This is a genomic window from Candidatus Baltobacteraceae bacterium, assembly GCA_035502855.1.
GTDB lineage: Bacteria > Vulcanimicrobiota > Vulcanimicrobiia > Vulcanimicrobiales > Vulcanimicrobiaceae > Aquilonibacter.
In genome coordinates, this window is record DATJTX010000035.1 from 1 (window position 1) to 20,770 (window position 20,770).

General features: G+C 64.0%; 23 protein-coding genes and 3 riboswitches. Of the genes, 17 read left to right on the forward strand and 6 right to left on the reverse strand.

All coding sequences use genetic code 11. The features are described 5' to 3' along the window. Nucleotides 1-248: 248 nt before the first annotated feature. Genes VMF11_14540 through VMF11_14550 form a run of 3 tightly spaced genes read right to left on the reverse strand, consistent with a single transcriptional unit; the run spans nucleotide 249 to nucleotide 1,896 of the window. On the reverse strand, nucleotides 249-545 hold the full coding sequence (locus VMF11_14540) for a MoaD/ThiS family protein (protein HTU71517.1): 297 nt from the start codon (nucleotides 543-545) through the stop codon (nucleotides 249-251). Continuing rightward, the gene (locus tag VMF11_14545; GenBank protein ID HTU71518.1) at nucleotides 542-1,657 is read right to left on the reverse strand and encodes a hypothetical protein; all 1,116 of its coding nucleotides are present in this window, start codon (nucleotides 1,655-1,657) and stop codon (nucleotides 542-544) included. The genes VMF11_14540 and VMF11_14545 overlap by 4 nt, the downstream gene beginning before the upstream one ends. A gap of 5 nt (nucleotides 1,658-1,662) precedes the next feature. Further along, nucleotides 1,663-1,896, reverse strand: a complete 234-nt coding sequence (locus VMF11_14550) for a LuxR C-terminal-related transcriptional regulator (protein ID HTU71519.1) — start codon at nucleotides 1,894-1,896, stop codon at nucleotides 1,663-1,665. Between the two features lie 102 nt (nucleotides 1,897-1,998). Here VMF11_14550 and VMF11_14555 point away from each other — a divergent pair, with 102 nt between their 5' ends. Next, nucleotides 1,999-2,187 carry a hypothetical protein gene (locus VMF11_14555; protein ID HTU71520.1) on the forward strand — a complete coding sequence of 63 codons (189 nt, stop codon included), beginning with the start codon at nucleotides 1,999-2,001 and terminating at the stop codon, nucleotides 2,185-2,187. 4 nt (nucleotides 2,188-2,191) lie between these two features. Here VMF11_14555 and VMF11_14560 read toward each other — a convergent pair whose 3' ends face one another. The 3 genes from VMF11_14560 to argB form a co-directional block, all read right to left on the reverse strand. Then, a complete protein-coding gene (locus VMF11_14560) occupies nucleotides 2,192-2,530 on the reverse strand; it encodes a hypothetical protein (GenBank protein ID HTU71521.1) in 339 nt (112 codons plus the stop codon). 43 nt (nucleotides 2,531-2,573) lie between these two features. Beyond that, nucleotides 2,574-2,906 carry a hypothetical protein gene (locus VMF11_14565; protein HTU71522.1) on the reverse strand — a complete coding sequence of 111 codons (333 nt, stop codon included), beginning with the start codon at nucleotides 2,904-2,906 and terminating at the stop codon, nucleotides 2,574-2,576. 182 nt (nucleotides 2,907-3,088) lie between these two features. Continuing rightward, nucleotides 3,089-4,027, reverse strand: coding sequence for an acetylglutamate kinase (argB, locus tag VMF11_14570; protein ID HTU71523.1), 939 nt, complete (start codon nucleotides 4,025-4,027; stop codon nucleotides 3,089-3,091). On the opposite strand from argB, the gene argF reads away from it, so the two are divergent. The 16 genes from argF to VMF11_14650 all read left to right on the forward strand — a co-directional run bounded on the left by argF (nucleotide 3,978) and on the right by VMF11_14650 (nucleotide 20,542). Further along, on the forward strand, nucleotides 3,978-4,952 hold the full coding sequence (gene argF, locus VMF11_14575; GenBank protein ID HTU71524.1) for an ornithine carbamoyltransferase: 975 nt from the start codon (nucleotides 3,978-3,980) through the stop codon (nucleotides 4,950-4,952). The two genes, argB and argF, sit on opposite strands and share 50 nt — an antisense overlap. 2 nt (nucleotides 4,953-4,954) lie before the next feature. Beyond that, nucleotides 4,955-5,437 carry an arginine repressor gene (locus tag VMF11_14580; GenBank protein HTU71525.1) on the forward strand — a complete coding sequence of 161 codons (483 nt, stop codon included), beginning with the start codon at nucleotides 4,955-4,957 and terminating at the stop codon, nucleotides 5,435-5,437. Then, nucleotides 5,434-6,660 carry an argininosuccinate synthase gene (locus VMF11_14585; protein ID HTU71526.1) on the forward strand — a complete coding sequence of 409 codons (1,227 nt, stop codon included), beginning with the start codon at nucleotides 5,434-5,436 and terminating at the stop codon, nucleotides 6,658-6,660. The genes VMF11_14580 and VMF11_14585 overlap by 4 nt, the downstream gene beginning before the upstream one ends. Continuing rightward, nucleotides 6,657-8,051, forward strand: coding sequence for an argininosuccinate lyase (argH, locus tag VMF11_14590; GenBank protein ID HTU71527.1), 1,395 nt, complete (start codon nucleotides 6,657-6,659; stop codon nucleotides 8,049-8,051). Before VMF11_14585 ends, argH begins: the two co-directional genes overlap by 4 nt. Then, nucleotides 8,048-9,019, forward strand: coding sequence for an N-acetyl-gamma-glutamyl-phosphate reductase (gene argC, locus VMF11_14595; GenBank protein ID HTU71528.1), 972 nt, complete (start codon nucleotides 8,048-8,050; stop codon nucleotides 9,017-9,019). Before argH ends, argC begins: the two co-directional genes overlap by 4 nt. Continuing rightward, nucleotides 8,994-10,217: a bifunctional glutamate N-acetyltransferase/amino-acid acetyltransferase ArgJ gene (gene argJ / locus VMF11_14600; protein HTU71529.1), complete on the forward strand. Its 1,224-nt coding sequence runs from the start codon at nucleotides 8,994-8,996 to the stop codon at nucleotides 10,215-10,217. The genes argC and argJ overlap by 26 nt, the downstream gene beginning before the upstream one ends. A gap of 2 nt (nucleotides 10,218-10,219) precedes the next feature. Next, nucleotides 10,220-11,419 (forward strand): aspartate aminotransferase family protein, encoded by a 1,200-nt coding sequence (locus tag VMF11_14605; protein HTU71530.1) that lies wholly within the window; start codon nucleotides 10,220-10,222, stop codon nucleotides 11,417-11,419. Nucleotides 11,420-11,526: 107 nt separating this feature from the next. After that, nucleotides 11,527-11,588: riboswitch (Fluoride riboswitch) on the forward strand. Nucleotides 11,589-11,618: 30 nt separating this feature from the next. Further along, complete coding sequence (locus VMF11_14610) at nucleotides 11,619-11,930, forward strand: hypothetical protein (protein HTU71531.1); 312 nt, start codon at nucleotides 11,619-11,621, stop codon at nucleotides 11,928-11,930. 81 nt (nucleotides 11,931-12,011) lie between these two features. Next, nucleotides 12,012-12,076, forward strand: a riboswitch (Fluoride riboswitch). A gap of 40 nt (nucleotides 12,077-12,116) precedes the next feature. Beyond that, nucleotides 12,117-12,749, forward strand: coding sequence for a hypothetical protein (locus VMF11_14615; GenBank protein ID HTU71532.1), 633 nt, complete (start codon nucleotides 12,117-12,119; stop codon nucleotides 12,747-12,749). A gap of 74 nt (nucleotides 12,750-12,823) precedes the next feature. Beyond that, nucleotides 12,824-12,899: riboswitch (Fluoride riboswitch) on the forward strand. A gap of 27 nt (nucleotides 12,900-12,926) precedes the next feature. Further along, the gene (locus VMF11_14620; GenBank protein ID HTU71533.1) at nucleotides 12,927-13,883 is read left to right on the forward strand and encodes an NADH-quinone oxidoreductase subunit H; all 957 of its coding nucleotides are present in this window, start codon (nucleotides 12,927-12,929) and stop codon (nucleotides 13,881-13,883) included. Next, on the forward strand, nucleotides 13,880-14,551 hold the full coding sequence (locus VMF11_14625) for a hypothetical protein (GenBank protein HTU71534.1): 672 nt from the start codon (nucleotides 13,880-13,882) through the stop codon (nucleotides 14,549-14,551). Before VMF11_14620 ends, VMF11_14625 begins: the two co-directional genes overlap by 4 nt. Next, nucleotides 14,548-15,993 (forward strand): proton-conducting transporter membrane subunit, encoded by a 1,446-nt coding sequence (locus VMF11_14630; protein ID HTU71535.1) that lies wholly within the window; start codon nucleotides 14,548-14,550, stop codon nucleotides 15,991-15,993. Before VMF11_14625 ends, VMF11_14630 begins: the two co-directional genes overlap by 4 nt. Beyond that, the gene (locus VMF11_14635) at nucleotides 15,990-17,381 is read left to right on the forward strand and encodes an NADH-quinone oxidoreductase subunit C (GenBank protein ID HTU71536.1); all 1,392 of its coding nucleotides are present in this window, start codon (nucleotides 15,990-15,992) and stop codon (nucleotides 17,379-17,381) included. The genes VMF11_14630 and VMF11_14635 overlap by 4 nt, the downstream gene beginning before the upstream one ends. Further along, the gene (locus tag VMF11_14640) at nucleotides 17,378-18,118 is read left to right on the forward strand and encodes an NADH-quinone oxidoreductase subunit B family protein (GenBank protein ID HTU71537.1); all 741 of its coding nucleotides are present in this window, start codon (nucleotides 17,378-17,380) and stop codon (nucleotides 18,116-18,118) included. Before VMF11_14635 ends, VMF11_14640 begins: the two co-directional genes overlap by 4 nt. Continuing rightward, complete coding sequence (locus tag VMF11_14645; protein HTU71538.1) at nucleotides 18,115-20,094, forward strand: proton-conducting transporter membrane subunit; 1,980 nt, start codon at nucleotides 18,115-18,117, stop codon at nucleotides 20,092-20,094. The genes VMF11_14640 and VMF11_14645 overlap by 4 nt, the downstream gene beginning before the upstream one ends. Nucleotides 20,095-20,101: 7 nt before the next feature. Beyond that, entirely contained in the window at nucleotides 20,102-20,542 is a 441-nt protein-coding gene (locus tag VMF11_14650; GenBank protein HTU71539.1) for a universal stress protein, read from the forward strand. The last annotated feature ends 228 nt before the right edge of the window (nucleotides 20,543-20,770 follow it).

Here is a 20,770-nt window from a genome sequence, read left to right on the forward strand (position 1 = left end):
CGCTGCGGGTTTTCGACCCATGCGGACGTCAACGCGGCGCTGGAGATCCGCCGGCGAGCGCAGTTGGCGCTCTCAAGACTCCCGGATACCGGTGCGGAGCCGGTTGCAGCGTAGGATGCGTTGCAAGGCAGTCACAACGAATCCTAATATCGGTAGTTTTTTACCGGCGGAGATGAAGTGAAACGCAGGCGGGGCCGTTAAGGTTTTGTTTCGTGCGTTGCATGGGCCAAGCGGCCCCGTCCAGCGGGTTAGCCGCCCGACATGGCGCCGATGATGAGCAGCGGTTCGGCGCCGCTCGCGACCCGCTCGGGCAGCGGCGTATCGGGCGGCTCGTGCGAGAGGTCGCGTTCGCAGGCGAAGAAGCGGATGAAGGGGCGGCGCGTGTGCGTCGCGCGATCGCGAATCGTACCGAGCAGCATCGGATAGCGGCTTTCGATCGCCCCGAGCACGGAACCCAACGTCACGCCCTCGCCGAGATCGAACCGCACTTCGTCGTCGACCCGTGCGAGCGTACGCAGATGCGGCGGAAGCACGACGCGGATCACGGCAGCGTCTGTACCTCGACCGAGAGCACGGCCGGAAGATCGCGAACGATCGCGCTCCAGTTCTCGCCGGCATCGGCTGAAGCGTACACCTGGCCGCCGGTCGTGCCGAAGTAGATACCGCACGAATCGAGCGAGTCGACCGCCATCGCATCGCGCAGAACGTTGACGTAGCAATCGCGCTGCGGCAGGCCCGTGGTGAGCGCCTCCCACGCATCGCCGCCGGTGCGGCTGCGGTAGACACGCAGCTTCCCGTCGAGCGGGAAGTGTTCGGTGTCGCTCTTGATCGGAACGACGTAGATCGTCTCGGGTTCGTGTGCGTGCACGTCGATCGGAAAGCCGAAATCGGTCGGCAGATTGCCGCTGATTTCGCGCCACGAGCCGCCCGCATCGTCGCTGCGCATCACGTCCCAATGCTTCTGCATGAAGAGCACGTCCGGGTGCGAGGGATGCATGGCGATGCGGTGCACACAGTGGCCGACCTCGGCATCGGGGTCGGGAATTTGGGCGGATTTCAATCCCCGGTTGATAGGACGCCAGGTTTCTCCGCCGTCGTCGCTGCGAAACGCGCCGGCCGCGGAGATCGCGGTGAAGATGCGCTGCGGATCTTTCGGATCGATCAGGATCGTATGCAGACACATGCCGCCCGCGCCGGGCTGCCAGCTCGCGCCGGTGTTGTGCGTGCGCAAGCCCGAGAGCTCGCTCCAGGTTTTTCCGCCGTCATTCGAACGGAAGAGTGCCGCGTCTTCGGCACCGGCGTAGACGGTGTCGGGATCGGCGAGCGAGGGTTCGAGATGCCAGATGCGCTTGAACTCCCACGGACGCGGCGTGCCGTCGTACCACAGGTGCGTACCGGCAACGCCGTCGTACGCGAACGCGTTGCCGACCGTTTCCCAGGTCTTGCCGCCGTCATCCGAACGCTGCATCACCTGTCCGTGCCAGCCGGTGCTTTGCGAAGCGTAGACGCGGTTCGGATCGGCCGGCGACCCTTTTAGATGGTAGATCTCCCACCCGGCGAAGTGCGGGCCGTGGACGCTCCAGTTCTTGCGTTTGCCGTCGGCTTCGAGGACGAACGCGCCCTTGCGCGTCCCGACCAAAACACGCACGCCGCTCATCGGCGCTACGTCGTGCTAAAGCGGCGGCGAAGGGCACGCTCGCGCTGTTTGTATACCTTGATGGTCAGTTCCAGGCGCGACGTGGTGCCCGTTTTACGCAAAATGTGCGAGATATGGTTCTTGACGGTTTTGTCGGAAAGGCGTAGCTTCGAGGCGATCTCCTGATTGCGAAGACCGTTCAGCAGCTTCTGTAATACGTCGCGCTCAGCCGGGCTGAGCGACTCCTCGATTGTCGTCATGACACGGGTATTCGCCCCGGATCGCCGTAATCATACCCGTTGGGCTAAAATGACCAGCTAGGCCAAAGTGACCAACCGCAACCGCGCGAGAGGAGAACCGCAATGCTGAAACCGGGCGATAAGGTCTATATCGACGGAACGCAAGAAGAAGGCGTCGTCAAAGACGTGCATCCGCACGAGGTTACCGTACGCGTCGAGGTTGCCGGCGGTCACGAACTGCGCAAATACGCGCTGGAGGCGCTGCGCCTCGATCCGACGTTGGGCGAAGTCTCGAAGTTCGTCGACCACTAGACTTTCAGAGTGCTCGCTCCTTAGCCGTGTAATAGACGGAGTCCGGGAATTGGCGATCGCCGAACGCAAGGATTTGGATGCCGCCGTTTCCGGCTGCCCTGAAGATGAGGCGAAGGTCGGCGGTCTCGCGATTCTTCGACGGAAACTTGCTGCGCCGCCAAGAGTCCAGTTCGCGATCTAGTTCAATCCCAAAATCGCGCGGAGCCGCGAGTGCGCGTTGGATCTCGCTTGCAACCGCGATAATCGCGCGCGCATACTGCCCATCTTCAGGAAAGGCTCGCCGCAGATTCGCAAGATCCCTGGCAACGTACGCCGGAACAACGGCAACCCCGGTCGTCCGCAAAACGTCGTAGAAATTCTTCTTAGCATCTGCGGGTTTCGGCGACCTATTCGTCACGCGCCGTCAAGTCGTTATACTGTCGCTCGATGTCATCGATTACAACCGGCGTAACAGGAACGAAATTCGCGTTAGGTGCCCGGTCTGCAACGATGGTGTGGGCGGCTTGTTCTTCGTAGCGCTCGATGACCTGTTCAAGTTCGCGCAAGTGCGACTCGATGGCACGCCACGCGTGCGCATCGACGAGCACGCCGATCACGTCACTGCGCCGGCGCACCCGAAGCCGATGATGAGCCTCGAGCCGCTTGCGAAGAGTATCCTCCTCACGTAGCTCGCTCAGCGTAATATCTGCGTCTAAGTCGAAGCCCCCTAATGGTGTCATCCGCGTGTCCTCCCGTAAACAGCCTATTCCATCGACAATAAACTGTCAACATACCGCCAGGGCAAGTGCGTGAGAACTCGCCTACGCTGAGGGGGCAACGGTGGATGCGGCCCCTCGACTCCGCGTAGCGGAGCCTGTCCTGAGCGAGCGCAGCGAGTCGAAGGGCTCGGGATGACAAAGCGCTACGCTCGCGATGACAACGTAACGACGGTGGCGTTGCCGGCGAGGGCGGCGGCGAGCGGTTGCGGACCGCAGATGTAGGTCGCCGTGGCGCCGGATTCGACTGCGGCGATCGCGGCCTGCATTTTCGGAAGCATGCCGCCTTCGCAGGCGGGCGAGTTCACGAACGCGCGCGCCTCTTCGAGCGTGAGCCGATCGATGCCGCTAGCCGGATCAGCCGCATCGCGGCGCACGCGTTCGACGTTGGTGATCACGACGAACGCGCGCGCGTGCAGTGCGCCTGCGAGCGCCGCAGCGGCGAGGTCGGCGTTGACGTTGTAGGGATGCGCGTTGTCTTCGGCCGTGGCGAGCGGCGCGACGATCGGCAGATAGCCGGTCGCGAGCAAGGTATTGATGAGCGCGGGATCGCAGCCGGCAACTTCGCCGACGTAGCCGAGATCCTCACCGTGCGATCCATGCGCGCGCGTCGCGACGAGCGTTCCGGCGTCTTCTCCGCTGATGCCGACCGCGCGCGCGCCGAGCGCACTGCACGCGCGCACGAGCCGTTTGTTGATCGTCGCGCACAGCACCGCTTCGGTAATCTCGAGCGTCGCCGCGTCGGTGACCCGCAAGCCGTCGACCCGCCGGGTCGGCACCCCGCGTAGGTCGAGCCAGCGGTCGATCTCGGGACCGCCTCCGTGGACGAGCACGACCGGCGTGCCGCCTTGGTGGAGGGCGACGAGCTCGGCCAGGATGGGATCCCCCTTCGACAAGCTCAGGGTGACAGGGGGGGAGCTCGGGGTGACAGAGGCCCCCCCTACACCAAGAGCGTTGCCGCCGTACTTGACGACCACCGGACCAAAGGCCGAGGGGGTTGCATAATTATGCTCCATATGTATAAATATACAAGCAATGCCTTCCATCGCGCCAGCCCGCGGCAATACCCTGCGCGGGCGCAACATACTCGAGATCACGGACTTCTCGCCCGGCGAGTTGGCCGCGCTGCTCGCTCTGGCCCGCTACCTCAAGGCCGTTCCCGGCACCGAGGTGCGCACGCTCCTGCGCGGCCGCACCCTGATGCTGCTCTTCGAGAAGCCCAGCCTGCGCACGCGCGTATCCTTTGAAGTAGCGATGCAGCAGCTGGGCGGCCAGACGCTCTTTGCCGCCGGCAACGAGTTCATGATCGGGAGCCGCGAGACGCCCGAGGACGCGGCCCGCGTCCTCTCGCGCTACGTCGATGCGATCGTGGTGCGCACGCACGAGCACGCGCCGCTCACCCGTTTCGCCCATTCGGCCACGGTGCCGGTGATCAACGGCCTCTCGGCGGTTGCGCATCCGGCGCAAGCACTGGCCGATCTGCTTACCATCGAAGAGCGCTTCGGCACCGTCGAAGGGCTGACCATCGCCTACGTGGGCGACGGCAAGAACAACGTCGCGACCTCGCTCGCGCAAGCTGCGGTGATGCTCGGCGCGGTCGTGCACTTCGGTGCGCCACCGACCCATCGTCCGACCGAAGCGACGCTGACGCTCCTCAACAAACTGGGCGAAGCCGCCGGCGGGAACGCGCGCGCGTTCACCAATCCGATTCGCGCGGTGCGCGGCGCCGACGTGATCTATACCGACGTGTGGACGTCGATGGGCGAGGAGCGCTATCGCGAACGCAACGATGCGATGCTGCGTCCCTATTCCGTGACCGAAGAGCTGCTTTCGTACGCGCAGCCGCATGCGGTGTTCATGCACTGCCTGCCGGCGCATCGAGGCGAAGAAGTCAGCGCCGCCGTGATCGACGGTTTGCGCAGCGCCGTCTTCGATCAGGCCGAGAACCGTTTGCACGCGCAGAAGGCGCTGCTCGTGGCCTTGCTTACCGACGCCAAAGGAATGTTGTAGTCATGAAAGATCGTCGCCAACGGGCGATTCTCACGCTGGTCGCGACGCGGCCGGTTCACTCGCAAGACGAACTGGTCGCGCTGCTCGAAGCGCAGGGCTTCGCCGCCACGCAAGCAACCGTCTCGCGCGACATCAAGGAACTGGGTCTGGTCAAGGTGCCGATCAAGGTCAACGGCAACGGCCATGAGGACGATGCGCTCTTCAAATACGTGGTGCCCAACGCAACCGTCAACTACGTGAGCCGCCTGCACCGTGTGATCGCCGAACTGGCGGTCAGCATCCAAGGCAGCGTCAACCTGATCGTGATCAAGGCGCCGCCGGGCAGCGCGATGATGGTTGCCTCGGCAGTCGACGAAGCCGGCTGGCCGGAAATCTTGGGTACGCTCGGGGGCGATGACACGGTGATGATCGTCGTGCGCAGCGCCGAAGAGATGCCCGTGATCAAACAACGGTTCTTGGATTTGAAAGGAAGCAGCGCAGCGTGAGCCGCATCGTCCTCGCTTACTCCGGCGGTCTCGACACGTCGGTCCTCCTCAAGAAGTTGATCCTCGCCGGGAACGAGGTCGTCGCGATGACCGCGGATCTGGGTGAGTCGGACGGCGTCGCCGGCGCCGGCGCCGCCGCCGAACTCGAAAAGGTGCGCAAGAAAGCGCTCGCGCTGGGCGCGTACGACGCGGTGGTGATCGACGCGCGCGAGCGCTTCGTGAGCAACTACGTGCAGCCGGCGCTGGCGGCGAACGCGATGTACGAAGGCGTCTACCCGCTCTCGGCCGCGCTCTCGCGGCCGTTGATCGGCGCGCTGCTGGTCGAAGTCGCGCATCAATTCAGTGCCGACGCGGTCGCGCACGGCTGTACCGGCAAGGGCAACGACCAGGTGCGCATCGAGCTGGCGGTGCGCGCGCTCGATCCGGCGCTGACGGTGCGCGCGCCGCTGCGAGAATCGCCGCTCTCGCGTCCCGACGCGATCGTGTTCGCGGCCGAACACGGCATTCCGATCGCGCACTCGGCGGCGAAACCATATTCGGTCGACGCCAATCTGTGGGGCCGCTCGATCGAAGCGGGCGTGCTCGAAGACCCGTGGACGGCGCCGCCCGAGGACGCATACGCGTGGACCGCGTCGGCCGCCGTTCAACCGGCGAAGCCCGACGAGATCGTCCTGCACTTCGACGACGGCGTGCCCGCGTTGGATGACACGCGCGGTGCGGCGCTGATCGCCAAGCTCAATGCGCTCGCCGGCGTGCACGGCATCGGGCGCATCGATTTGGTCGAGGACCGGGTGATCGGTGTCAAGTCGCGCGAAGTTTACGAGGCGCCGGCGGCGACCGTGCTGCTGGCGGCGCACAAGGCGCTCGAGCGGCTGGTGCTCACGCGCGACGAGCTGCGGTTCAAGGCGAGCTGCGATCAGAAATACGCGGAGCTGGTCTACGACGGCTTGTGGATGTCGCCGCTGCGCGATGCGCTCGATGCTTTCAACGGCTCGTTCGCGGCGCGCGTAACCGGCGACGTACGCCTGTCGCTCTATCATGGCACCGTCACGACGGCGGGTGTGCGCTCGCCGTTCGCGCTCTACAACGAGTCGCTCGCGACCTACGGTGCAGGTGACACGTTCGACCATCGCGCCGCCGACGGGTTCATTCGCGTGTATGGGTTACCGCTGGATCAGTTGGCTGCGGTTCGGTCCCTCGACTCCGTTGCGCGGAGTCTGTGACACATTTGCAGTGGGGCGGCAGGTTCGGCGCCGCGCCCGATCCGGCGCTGCTCGCCTTCGGCTCGTCGCTGGAAGACGATCTCGTGCTCGCGCCGTTCGACGTGCAAACCTCGCAGGCGCACGTCGATGCGCTCGCGGGCGGCGGCATCATCGATCCCGCGGCGGCAGCCGCGCTGCACGGTGCGCTCGATGGCGTCGCAGCCGAGATCGAGAACGGAAGCTTCGATGCGTACGCGCGTGCGAGCGGCGCCGAGGACGTGCACGGTGCGATCGATGCGCGCGTGCGCGAGCTGCGCCCGCAGGCCGGTGCGCTCTTGCACGCCGGGCGCAGCCGTAACGATCAGGTCGCAACCACGCTCGCGCTCTACGCGCACGACCGCGCGCGGGCGGGCGCGCGGCGCACGCAGTCGATCGCGCGGCATCTGCTCGCGCGCGCCGTGGAAGAACTCAACGCGCAGACGCTGCTCGCGGCGACGACGCACATGCAGCCGGCACAGCCGGTGCTGCTGGCCTTCTGGCTTCAGACGGCCGCCGAACCGTTCGTTCGCGACGCAAAACGTTTCGCGCGCGTGGCCGATTCGGCACTGCATTCGTGTCCGCTCGGCTCGGGGGCGGTGTCGGGCTCGACCCTTCCGCTCGATCGCGAGGCGGCGTGCCGGCGCTTGGGATTCGAACGGCCCTCGCGCAATGCGATGGACGCGATCGGTACGCGTGAGAGCGCGCTCGACGTCGCGCACGCGTGCGCGCTTGCGCTCGTCAACGCTTCCCGCGTGAGCGCGGAGATCGTCGTGTGGGCGATGCCGGCGTTCGGGTACGTTCGCCTGGGCGACGCCAGTTCGACCGGCTCGAGCCTGATGCCGCAGAAGCGCAATCCCGACGTCTTCGAATTGGTGCGCGGCAGCGCGAGCGAGATTACCGGAGCGTATTTCGGTGCGCTCGCTTCGACCATCGGGTTGCCGCTTTCCTATCATCGCGATCTGCAGGAGACCAAACGCCTGACGATCGCGGTTTGCGAACGCGCGCTCGCGGCGCTCGACGCGTTCGAGCGGGCGCTGCGCGACACGAACTTCGTGCGGGCGAACCTGAACGCGCGCGCCGGCGAGGGATACACGGTTGCGACCGACATCGCGGATGCGCTGATTCAATCCGGTACGAGTGCGCGCGACGCGCACGCGTTCGTCGGCGCTGCGGTTCGCGCGGCGGAAGAAGCAGGGCGCGCGCTCGACGAGCGCGACCTCGACGCGCTCGCTCGAGAAGCCGGCCTTAAGAATCTTCACGCGCCGTTAACGCCGCAGGCGAGCGTGGCGGCGAAAATGACGAGCGGATCCACCTCGCCGGGTGCGGTGCGCGCGGGTCTTGCTTCGCTCGCCGCGGAATTGGATCAGATATGACGCGTGTGCACGTGTGGGGCGCCAGCGGCTACGCGGCGGGCGAAGCGATTCGATTGCTCGATCGGCACCCGTTCTTCGACGTGGGCGTGCTCGAAAGCCGCAGTCACGCGGGCGCCGCGCTCGCCGATCATTTTCCGCTCTTGCGCACGAGTGCGTACGTCTTTTCACCGGCGGGATCGGTTGCGTCGGCGCTGCAGGCCGGTGACGTGGTGATCGCCGCCGGCGGGCATGGGGAGGCGCAGACGCACGTCCCGGCGTTTCTCGACGCGGGCGCGCGCGTGGTCGATCTCTCGGCCGATTATCGCTTCGACGATCGCGCGGCGTACGGCTTGTGCGAATGGAACCGCGAAGTGATTGCGAGCGCGCCGTTGGTTGCCAACCCGGGCTGTTATCCGACGGCGAGTCTGCTCGGGCTGCTTCCGCTTCTGCAGCTCGCGACGCCGCTACAGCTCATCGTCGATGCAAAGAGCGGTATCACCGGCGCGGGGCGCAATCCGTCGGTCGGCTCGCTCTACGCCGAAGTTGCCGGCGATATTCGCGCCTACGGCATCGCGGGGCACCGGCATCAACCCGAGATCGAACGGTTCTTGCGCGTTCACGGCAGTGCCGCGCCGTTGCTTTTCACGCCGCACGTCGTTCCGCTCGCGCGCGGGATGCTCGCCGATTCGTACGCAGTCTTCGACCGCGTGCTCGATGAAGGCGCGGTGCGCGCCGCGTTTGCGAAAGCGTACGTGAGCAGCCCGTTTGTACGCATGCTCGAGGGCGAGCGCATCCCGAGCGTGGCCGCGGTGAACGGCACGAACGATGCGGAGCTGCGCGTCGACGTGGTCGGAAACACCGTGCGCGTGCTGTGCGCGATCGATAATCTCGGCAAAGGCGCAGCGGGTCAAGCCGTACAGAATCTCAACCTCATGCTGGGCTATCCCGAGGAGACCGGATTGCATGCTCGCGCCATTGTTGCAGGATGACGACGTCCGCCTCGTAGCCGTACGCGGCGGCATCGGCGCGGTGCCCGGCGTGCGTCTCGCCGGCGTGCACGCCGGCATCAAACCGCGCAAGCGCGATCTCGCGCTGATCGTTTTCGATGTGCCGCAGGCCTGTGCGTCCGTCATCACGACCAACGAGATCAAGGCTGCGCCGCTGCTGGTGAGCGCCGAACACATCGGGCAATCGGGCGGCGCGATGCGCGCCGTCGTGTGCAATTCGGGCTGCGCCAACGCGTGCACGGGCGAGCGCGGCGAGCGCGATAGCCGCGCGACCGCGCGGCAGACCGGCGCGCTGCTGAAGATTCCGATGACGAGCATCGTGATCGCCTCCACCGGCGTGATCGGCGTGCCGCTGCCGATGGATCGCGTGCAGCGCGGCCTCGAGCGCGCGATCGCCCAGCTCGAGAGCGGGATGAAGTCAAGCAACGACGCGGCAGAGGCGATTCTGACCACCGATCGCGTGCCGAAACTCGCAGCCTACGAGTTCTACGTCGGCGGGAAGAAATATACCGTCGGCGGGATCGCCAAAGGATCGGGGATGATCGCTCCCAACATGGCGACGATGCTCGCCTTCGTGGCGACCAATCTGCCGATGAGCCGAGAGGCGCTGCAGCGGGAACTGCGCGAAGCGTGCGATGCGAGCTTCAACATGATTTCGGTTGACGGCTGCATGTCGACCAACGACGCGGCCTATGCGTTCGCGCCCGCCGGCAAACAGGCACCGCCGGCGCCGTTTTCGCGCGCACTGCGCCAGGTTTGTTTGGACCTGGCGCTGGCGATGGTGGCCGACGGCGAGGGCGCGACCAAGACGCTCACCCTCCACGTGACCGGCGCGAAGGACGTCGCGCAAGCGCGCGCGATCGGGCGAGCCGCGATCAACAGCAATTTAGTTCGCACCGCGCTGTACGGTGAGGATCCGAACTGGGGACGCATCATCGCTGCGGCTGGTTCGGTCAACGCGGGACTCGATCCCGAGAAATGGTCGCTCTTGCTCAACGGCAAGACCTGGGTGCAGGTCGGCGCGATCGAAGCGCTCAGCGAAGCCGAGGCGCATCACGAACTGGAGATCACCGATATCGTGGTGGAATTGCGTTTGGGGCTGGGCGACGCGGCCGCCACCGCCTGGGGGTGCGACCTGTCAAAGGACTATGTCCGCATCAACGCAAGTTACCGCACATAGCCATGGATGCTCTTTTAGGTAATTATAATCGGGCGCCGGTGACGTTCGTGCGCGGCGAGGGCTGCTATCTCTTCGACGATCAGGGGCGGCGCTATCTCGATTTCATCGCCGGTATTGCGGTGTGTGCGCTCGGTCACAGCCATCCGTGGATCGCACAGGCGGTTTCGGAGCAAGCGCGCACGCTCGTTCACGTGAGCAATCTCTACTATCAGGAGCCGGCCGGCACTCTCGCGCGCGAATTGGTCGATCGCAGCGGCCTCGCGCGCGTGTTCTTCTGCAATTCGGGCACCGAAGCGAACGAAGCCGCGATCAAGCTCGCGCGCAAACGGGCGTTCCGTCGCGACGAGAAGGATCGCATGACGATCCTGGCCTGCACGGGATCGTTTCACGGGCGTACGTACGGCGCGCTGGCCGCTACCGACAACGCGAAGTATCAAGAGGGTTTCGGACCGATGCCGGCGGGCTTCGCGTTCACGCCGTTCAACGACGTCGCCGCGCTCGAGAAGAATTTGGACGAGCGCGTCGCCGCGTTCATCGTCGAGCCGGTGCAGGGAGAGAGCGGCGTCCACCCGGCGACGCCGGAATTTTTGGCTGCGGCGCGGCGGCTGTGCGATGCGCGCGGCGCGCTGCTGATCTTCGATGAGATTCAGTGCGGCATGGGACGGCTCGGACCGCTCTTCGCCTTCCAGCGCTTCGAAGTCACACCCGACGTGGTGACGATGGCGAAGGCGCTCGCGAACGGTTTACCCATCGGCGCGATGCTGGTGGCGGAGTGCGCGGCCGACGCGCTGCGTCCGGGCGATCACGGTTCGACGTTCGGCGGCTCGCCGATTCCGTGCGCGGCGGCGCTGGCGCATCTGCGCGTGCGCGATGCGATCGATCTCGCTTCGTACGTCGCGGTGCGCGAGGTACAGCTGATGGCGCGCCTGACCGATCTCGCGCTGGCGTTTCCCAACGCGATCGACGGGATGCGCGGAATAGGGCTTTTGGCCGCGCTGCAGTTGAAAGAGAAATATCCGGTTGGCGACGTCGTGACCGCGCTGCGCGAAGCCGGCGTGCTGGTCGGAAGCGCGGGCGGGAACTCACTGCGCTTCGCACCGCCGCTGGTGATCGGCGAAGAGGGCATCGACGAGGCCTACGACGCGCTCTACGACGTGCTCGCGAAGCTGGACGAACGCAAAGAACCGATCTTGGCAGGCTGAGCCTTGGGGTACATGTAGTTTGGCCTGCTCACGCGGCTGCAAATAGCTACTCACGCTTGTGGCAGAATGCGGATAGATAGGAACGATCTCGTAATTCGGCTAAAGCGTAATCCAGCGGGATGGAGCTTCCGTCTAACCGCCGAAAACGGCTAATGGCTCCTATCAAGATGAGCACCGTAGTCTTGACAGGAGTTTTTTCATGCGCAAGGCTTCATCGCGGTCCAAGATCGAGCATCCGAGACGGTCGGCCGTCGTCGCGGCCGTGCTCAGGCTGCTCCTCACATTGTCCGGAATGGGCTGCGCGATTGTGTTTAAAGAAGGTTTCGTCGCCATCGTTTCGGTGCTCGCATCGTATTTAATCCCCGTCGGCGGCTATCGCGTTCTGCGGGTGCAGGCCGTTGCGCTGGCCGCTATGGGCGCCTACGTATATACCGCGGTATCGCACGGCAGCGGAGAAGTCTTTTTCATCGTGGGCGCCGGATTATGTCTTGGCGCGATGGCGCAACGTTGAGCGTTCACTGAATCGATTGCGCGCGCCTTGGATCACCGGTGCAGGGCATGCGAAGGGCGCAGCGGTCGTCAGTAAGAACACGCTACCAACGGGGATGGAGCACCCCCTCGAACCGCCAATAATCGGCTGATGGCTCCTGGCCGGATCCGCTAAGCCAGGAGCTTTTTTATGTCACAACGCTCGCCGATGGGCGATCTTTTCGACGACCTTTGTCACGCCGAGGAAGCGGCGCGTGAACGGCTCCTCGCGGGCTGCGCGGATGACGCGATAAAGATCGAGCGCTACTTTAACCGCCCGCTGGAAATCGCCAAACGCAGTGCTCGCAATACCATGGCCGGCATGGGATTCTTGGAGGATGTGGATCTCGCGGCGGGCCTGCGCCGGGAGGCGTTCGAGCGTATCGGAACAGTCTGCGCCGATTCCATCTGCTCGAAGGCCGCGTTGCGCGTGCGCGCGCGGTTCCGCATTTACGCGGATGAGATTGCCAACGCCGAAGATCGCATCGCTGACGCCATTGCCGCGTCGCGTCTTGTTCACGTAGAGCGCATCTTTCCGCGCATGTTCTCGATTGGATGGATTGACTTCGACAATCTGCATATCCCTGATCCTCCGGGCGACGATGCCGCCATCGACGATTGGATCGAGCATCTGCGCCGCGCCGTCGGCGAAGAACTTGCCGCGAGTACGAAGCGTGCAGTCGGCGAGGTGCTCGAACAGGGATATGCTCGGCTCGGCGTGATCAAGTCGTGCATCGATGCCACGCTCCGAGCTCTACGTCGCACGGCGCAAGCGGAAATCTCCCACGTGGGACAGGTATGAACCAGAAGGGGCCGGTAATTGTCGACGTCTGCGCGGCTCCGGTCGCCAGGAAGCCGAACCGCAGACCCTGAAGGGGCTATTCGGGCGGTGGAGTTCGCCCGTGACGTACGTGTCGCAAACTGCCGTAGGGCCGATGACTCCTGACAATCACGCGTATCGTATTGTCAGGAGCATTTGTTGATCTTACACCCGATAGCGGTGCAGGCGGCCCAGGTATTGACTCTCCTGCTGCTCTCACCGCTGCTCACGGGATGTATCGCGCGCGCCGAAGCCGTCATTGCCGGCAAGCGTGGCCCGTCGATTTTCCAGACGTACCGCGACATCCTGAAGTTTTTTCGGAAGCAACCGCTTACACCGGAGCCCTCGTCGTGGGTTTTCCGAACGGCCCCGTATGTGGCGTGTGCGTGCTATGCGACGATCGCAACGCTGATCCCGGTCCTCACCACGTACCCGTTGCCCGGCGCCACCTTCGGCGACATTCTCGGCGGCGCGTTCCTCTTCGCTCTCGCGGGTTTCGCAACGGCGCTTGCCGGAATCGACTCGGGTTCGGAATACGCGCAGATCGGCAGCAGCCGTGCGACGATGGTCGGCATCCTCGTCGAGCCTACGCTGATCTTCGTATTTTTCTCGGTTGCCTTTATCACAGGAACCGATCTGCCGTACGCGATGAACGCCGCGCTTCGCGACTCCGCGGCCAACGTGCTTCGCCCAGCGCACGTGCTCGCGACCGCGGCCTTTTTCATGATGATGCTAGTGGATACCGGACGCATACCGATCGAAAGTTCGTCAGCGACCATCGAATTCGGCATGATCGACGATGCGCGCACGTTTGAGCATTCCGGCCCGTGGATGGCCCTCTTCAAGTGGAGCTCGTCCATGAAGCAATTTTTGCTCTATACAATTTTCGTCAACGTGTTGCTGTTGCCGATGGGTTTATCGTCAAGCGGTAGCGTCGGGTCAGTAGCGCTCGCGGTTGTGACGCTCTTCGGAAAGATGCTGATCGTCGGCGCGGTTGTGGCTGCTATCGAGACGACGTTCGCGAAATTGCGCTTGTACAAGATTACCGAATTCATCGCAACCGGTCTGCTCATCGCCATCCTGGCGGTCTTCGCCTATGCGGTGGGGTTCGGATGACGCTTCATCAACTCACTGTTCCTGAGGCGTTCGCCGGGACGATCGCGATGCTGCTGCTCGTCGTGCAACTCACGCTGTTCCGTTCCGTCGTGATCTCCGAGTTCATCCGAGTGTACGCTATCCAGGCTTGGCTCGTTGCCGCGATTTGCCTGGGGGTCGGCGTTACCGAGGGTGGCTGGGACCTCGTCGCCCTGGCTATGCTGACGCTGCTGTTCAAAGGCATCCTTTTGCCACGATACATGCAGCGGCTCGCTCGCGGTATCTCGGCGCGCATCGAGCTGCCGGCGCGTATAAACGTGCGGATTTCGTTGCTCATTGCCGGGGTGCTTATCGGCGTTTCGATCCTTACGTCGATTCAACTGCCGTTGCATCAAGGCGCTTTCTTACCCAAAGCGGATCTTGCAACCGCGCTATCGATGGTTTTCATCGGTTTTCTCGTCGCGATTCTCCGACCAAATGCACTCGCGCAGGTCGTCGCGTTTCTCACACTGGAGGATGGTCTGTTCTTCGGAACCATCACGCTCGCACCGGGGCTCCCGTTTATCATCGGTATCCTTCTCTTGATCGATGTGCTCGTTGCGGTGGTCGTATTCGCCGTTTTGGTCCGGGCCTTGGTCGGGCAGCGAGCCGCCGCCTCCGTGCACGTCTTCGAAACGCTCCGCGGATGAACGCCCTACCGACGGCGATCATCGCCATTCCCGTTGCGGCCGTCATTTTTTCGCTCGTCCTACCGTCTCGGGTAGGCCGCGTGGTGACCGGCATCGCCGGCGTCGCGACCGCGGCCTGCATTGGTGCCGTCGTCTTTCTCACCGCGAACGAAAACTCGCACATCGATGCGCTCTCCGCGCTTTTTCTAATCCCGGTTGGAATCGTCTACGGGGCGGTCGGTATCTACAGCACGTGGTACGTTCGTGCAGAATCCATTGGAGCGGACGGTGACGAACGCTACCGACGCGAATTCCTCGCGTTGACCAACGCCTTCGCTTGCGCGGAAGCGCTGGTGCCGCTCTTGACGAACATGGCCGGGCTCTGGGTGACGCTCGAGGTGACGACGATCGTCGCCGCGCTTTTGGTTCGTTTGCAGGGTACGGACGCGTCGCTCGAAGCCGCGTGGAAGTACATTCTCATCGCTTCATGCGGCTTGGCCGTTGGTTTGATCGGCGTGGTCGTTCTCTACGCCTCGGGTACGAGCGTACTGGGTTCATACTACACACCCGATTGGGCGAACTACATGTCCGTCGCCACGAAGCTAGACGTCGACGCGGTGCGTCTTGCGTTCCTGCTCGCGCTGATTGGATTCGGAACAAAGATGGGCCTTGCTCCGATGCACACCTGGCTGCCGGACGCACACGGCGCCGGCCCGACGCCGACCAGCGCAATGCTTTCGGGCGTGCTGCTTTCCGACGCGCTCTATATCATCACCCGCTTCGCGTCGATCACGAACGCCGCTATCGGCCCCGGCATGACGCGACATCTCTTTTTTATCGTCGGACTGCTCTCGCTCTTCGTCGGCGCCTTCTTCCTCCTATATCAACGCGATATTAAGCGTATGCTCGCCTATTCGAGCATCGAGCACATGGGCATCGTGGCGTGCGGCCTCGCATTCGGAGCGCGTATTGCGGTCATCGGGGCGCTGCTGCACGTCGTCAATCACGCGGCGACCAAAGCGCTCGCGTTCTTGGGCGCCGGGCGCCTCGCTGCGCGCTTCGAAACGCGCGATATCGCAGGTATCACCGGCGGCGTCGCCGTGCTCCCGATCTCCGGCACGCTGTTCGCGCTCGCGGGACTGGCACTCGCCGGCATGCCGCCCTTTGGTGTCTTTCGCAGCGAGTTGATGATTCTGAGCGGAGGATTCGGCGGCAGCACATGGCCGATCGCCGCAATCGTGCTCGGCCTACTATTGGTTGCGTTCGCCGGACTTGTTCGCTGGACGACCGGTGTGACGGCAGGTATGCCGCCGGGGGGTGTGCGTCGCGGTGAGCGAGATATCGGTGCTATTGCGTCGATGCTGCTGGCGTTTGCCGTCGTCCTCGGTCTCGGTCTCTATGTACCAGCTCATCTCGGAGTTCTGCTCGATCGTGCAGGCGATATCGTCGGAGGTCATCCATGAGCGGACCGATCGCACACAGCAGCATACAAACCGCGACGGAGCGACGTGTCCAAGAAGGTGCGCGCCTGGCATGGATCTTTGGCGACCGCGTCGGTTCGGACGTGGTACTCCACTACGTCGTGGATCGCGATGGTAAACTGCATGACGAATCGTCAGCGGTATACGATTCCGTCCGTTCGATCAGCGGTCAAGTGCCTGCCGCCGATTGGTACGAGCGGGAAATCGCGGAGCGCTTCGGCGTCCGCTTCCAGGGCCTAACCGAAAACCGGCCGTTAGTGAAGGTAGTTCCTGCGGAACTTCTGATGCGGGTCGAGTCCCCCGAGGTGTCGACGGTATTATACGGACCGGTACGATCCGGCATCGTTGAGTCGGTCCGATGGATCGTGGAGACCGCGGGCGAGGACTTCATCGACGTCTACCCGTCGATGTTCTTCAAACATCGCGGGCTCGAGGAGCGCTTCATTGGCGCACCGATCGAACTCGCACCGTTCGTGGCGGAGCATGCTTCCGGCGCGACGGCGTCGAGTCACGCGGCCGCGTTCGCCTGCGCAGCCGAAAGCGCGATGGGAATTGAGGTGCCGAGCCGCGCTCGTGCTACGCGAGCCGTCTTGGTAGAACTCGAGCGCGCCCACCAGCACCTCGATTCACTCGCCAAACTCGCCGAAGACGGCTCGTTGGCGGTCGGTTCCGCGCAGGTCTTTGCGGCGAAGGAACGCGTGCATCGGATCCTCTGCGACGCGACCGGCAACCGCTTTGCACGCGGGGTGATTTGCGTCGGTGGAACGCGCTTCGACGTGCTCGAGCGCCTGCGCGAGACCTGCGCACGAGACCTCGACGTCGCGGAGAATCACGCACGTACTGCGGTCGACCGGCTGATCAATACCCAGTCGTTCATGGACCGCCTCATCGGCACCGGAAGGCTTTCGCGCGAGCTCGTGGTGCGGCATGGCGGGGTCGGCCCTGTTGCACGTGGCAGCGGCGTCCCGTGCGACGTACGTACGCTCGATGGGTACCTATTCACTCCGCTCGCCGGCGAGGAAGCCTTGGAGGACAATGGCGACGCAGCGTCGCGGGCACTGGTACGCGTTGCCGAGCTTCAACGCTCGTACCAACTCGTGCGTAACGCACTCGACGCCGATCCGGGTGGTCCTTACGCCGTTCCCGTGGAGCTGCGCGACGGCAGTGCCATCGCGCGCATCGAGTCGCCTCAGGGGGAGTTGCTCTACTTCGTGCGTATCTCGGACGGCGCGCTTGCGCGCGTGGCGGTCCGATCGGCGTCCTATGCGAATTGGCCGCTTTTCGTGCCATCGCTTCCGGGAAACATCTTTACGGACTTCTCGTTCATCGAGCATTCCTTCGCTTCGTCACAGTCGGAAGTGGACCGATGAGCTGGATCGGATACGGGTTGCGGCGGGGCGTATTGACGACGCGTTATCCACTAGGCGATGATACGATGCCGCCGGATTATCGGGGTGAAATCGAGACGCTGCAGGTTGGCCGCGAAGAGGCCGCCGCGGCGGCAGCAGGATGCCTGTCCAACGCCATTTCCGCCGACGAAAGGCCGCGGGTAGATGGACTGCGCTGCTTCCAATGCGGACAATGCACGCGTGTAGCGCCGCGCGCGTTCGTCGCGCGTAGCCATTTCGAACTCGCGCGGCTGGCGGAGCCGGCGGACCAGACGTTCCGCAGTCTCCGCGATCGCGCTCGCGCGTTCGGCCGCTCGGTGCACCTTCGACACGTCGACGCGGGAAGCGACGGATCCGAGGAACAGGAGTTGGCGGCCATCTTCAATCCGTTCTACGATGCCAATCGCCTCGGTATTTTCCTCACGGCGACGCCGCGCCACGCGGACGTGCTAATCGTGAGCGGCGTCGTGACCAAAGCGATGGCCGATCCGCTGCGGCGCACATACGAAGCAATGCCGGACCCGAAGGTCGTCGTGGCGTTAGGTACCAGCGCCTGCTCCGGCGGCATCTTCGCAGATTCTCCACACGTCGTCGGGCCGGTCAGCACTCTGCTTCCGGTCGACGTGCTCATTCCGGGAGCGCCGCCCTCACCGCTGACGATTCTGCACGGCCTGTGGGTTGCGCTCGGGCACATGCTTGCGCGGGATGCGGCGTCATGATGACATTGCTGGTTGCACTCGCGCTTTGTGCCCTCGGAACGCTATTCTCAGTCATCGTGCCGTCCGCATTCGGACGTCTTTGCGGCTTTTTGCTAATGGGTGCGGCCGGCGTCGCCGCGGTGCTCGCATCGCTTCAAGGTTTGAGCGCAGGAACGCAATCGATCGGCTTCGCGGCTGCACAAACCCACCTATTGCTCAGGCTGGATCCAACGAGTGCCTTCTTCGTGGGCGTACTCGGCGTCGTCGCAATGCTCGTCTCGCTCTACGGTTTGGGTCCGCGTACGACCGACGAGCGCCGCACCGGTCGTGCCGCATCCGCGACCGCGTGCGCAATCCTCTTCGCCTCCATCCTCGCCTGCGTCGCTGACGACGTGTTGCTCTTCATCTTTGCATGGGAACTGCTGGCCCTCACCTTCTACTGGGCTATCGCCTACTCGGGCACAGACCCAAAATCTCCGAAGGCGGCGTACGTGACCATCGTTGTGACCCACATCGCGGGCGCGTGCATCGTCGCTTCGCTACTGTTCCTCGCGCACGTTGCAGGCAGTTTCGAAGTGGAAGCGGTCGTTGCAGCGGGCGCACGCACCACCGGCGTCGCGGCCGGAGTGCTTCTAATGCTGCTGCTGGTCGGCTTCGGCGCCAAGTTCGGGATGTTGCCGATGCAGGTATGGATGCCCTATGGCTATCGCTCGGCGCCGTCGGTCGTCGCGGCGCTGATGGCCGGCGGAGCGCTTAATGTCGGGTTCTACGGCGTCACGCGATTCATCGTCGGGTTTCCCGACGCGCCTCTCTGGCTCGGCATCGTCGCCATCGGCGTAGGAGCGATCACCGCGTTCTTTGGTATTGCGTGGGCATCTTCACGGCGTGACATGCGCCGGCTTGCTGCGTACTCGAGCGTTGAAAACGGCGGCATTATCCTCGCCGCATTCGGCGTCGCGATCGCCGGCGGTGCGTTGCACGACCGCATGCTGGTCGGCTTCGCGATCGCTGCGGCGTTGGTACAGATCGCCGCGCATGCCGCCGCCAAGACGACGCTCTTCCTTTCGATCGCCTCGATCGGTGACGCGTGCTCCACGCTCAGCTTCGATGCACTCGGCGGCCTCTCGCGCCGCTTGCCGGTCGTATCGGTCGTTGTTCTCATTTGCGGCATGTCGCTCGCCGCGCTCCCGCCGCTTGCCGGATTCGTCGGGGAGTGGCTGGTACTCGAATCGCTCATGCAGGCGTTCCGCACCGGAAACGTCACAAGCGAAGTCGCATTCGCGCTCGGAGGCGCCGTCATCGGCGTGGCGGCGGGCATTGCAGTTGTGACGTTCACGAAGTTCGTCGGCATCGGCGTCCTGGGCGCCGATCGTGCCGAACGAGTGCCATCGCATGGCGCGAAATCCCCGTGGCGCCATGCCGGATTGGTCATCGGCGCCGCATGCGTCATCTGCATCGGCGTATTCGCGATCTCGTTGCTCCGATTGGTCGCGCCCTCGATCGACGGGATCGCGGAGGTGCCGGCGACGCAGGCGATGATAGGTTCGTTTCCACTCGTGCAGCCGACGTTCGCGGGCTTCTCGTCCATATCACCTAGCGGACTCTGCATCGTGCTCTGCGGCTTCACCCTGATGTTCTGGATCATCGCTCGTTTGATCTCTCGTCCGCGCGGACGATACGCCTCGACCTGGACGTCGGGTGAGCCATACCGCCCGTGGACGCAGTACACCGGCACGGGTTACGCGAATCCGACCCGCGTGATTCTCGACGCCGCGGTGCGGACCGTACGGGACACGCAGGCGTCGGCGCGCGGATACGCGAGCGAAATACGCCCGTTCTTCGACCTACGGTTTTACGAGGTGCTGGCGAAGCCGTTTATCGCCGTCGGCGCATTGGTGCGAACCACGCAATCCGGCGTTATCGCCGCGTATCTTTCGTACATCCTCGTCTTCACCATCCTCATGTTGGTGCTGTTTCCTTCCATCCGGCATTGGTAGGTGTCATATGTTCTCTCACATCATCATCGCTTGGGACGGATCCGATCACGCAAGGCGCGCATTCGAATACGGGGTCGGCATCTCCGAAAAGTTCGGAGCGCGATTGCAACTGGTCTCGGTTGCGCGTCACACCGAGCACGCGGAGACGCAAGACGAAAGGCAAGACTCCCGAAGAAAAGCACGACACTTCTACGAAGCGGCCGCCGCCGAGCTCATCGAGTCCGGAAAGAGACGCGGAGTCAAGGCGGAGTTGCTGATCGTCGAGGGCGGTCACCCGGCCGAAGCGATCGTGGATACGGCGCGCAAAGTCGGCGCTGACCTCATCATCGTTGGCCGGCGCGGACTCTCGGGCATGACGCGATTTCTGATGGGAAGCATCTCCGATCGCATCGCCCGTTACGCCCACTGCCCGGTACTCGTAATCGATGGGTTTGCGACGCCGCCCTAACGATCGGTTCGGGCCGTAAACCGCCACCGGCCGATGGCCCTGGATCTCTTCTCGACGTCGCCGGTTCGAATCGCCTCGACGAGGGCGGGACGACCCGGTTTTCCGGTCCCGCTACTACGCTTTGCCGCGCGGGAATGCTACCTCCCCGCATAGCGCCGGGCTCAGGATGACAAGATACTGGCGCTCGCGATAACAAATGCATCCAAGCAAGCGGCCTTTTTCTGGGGC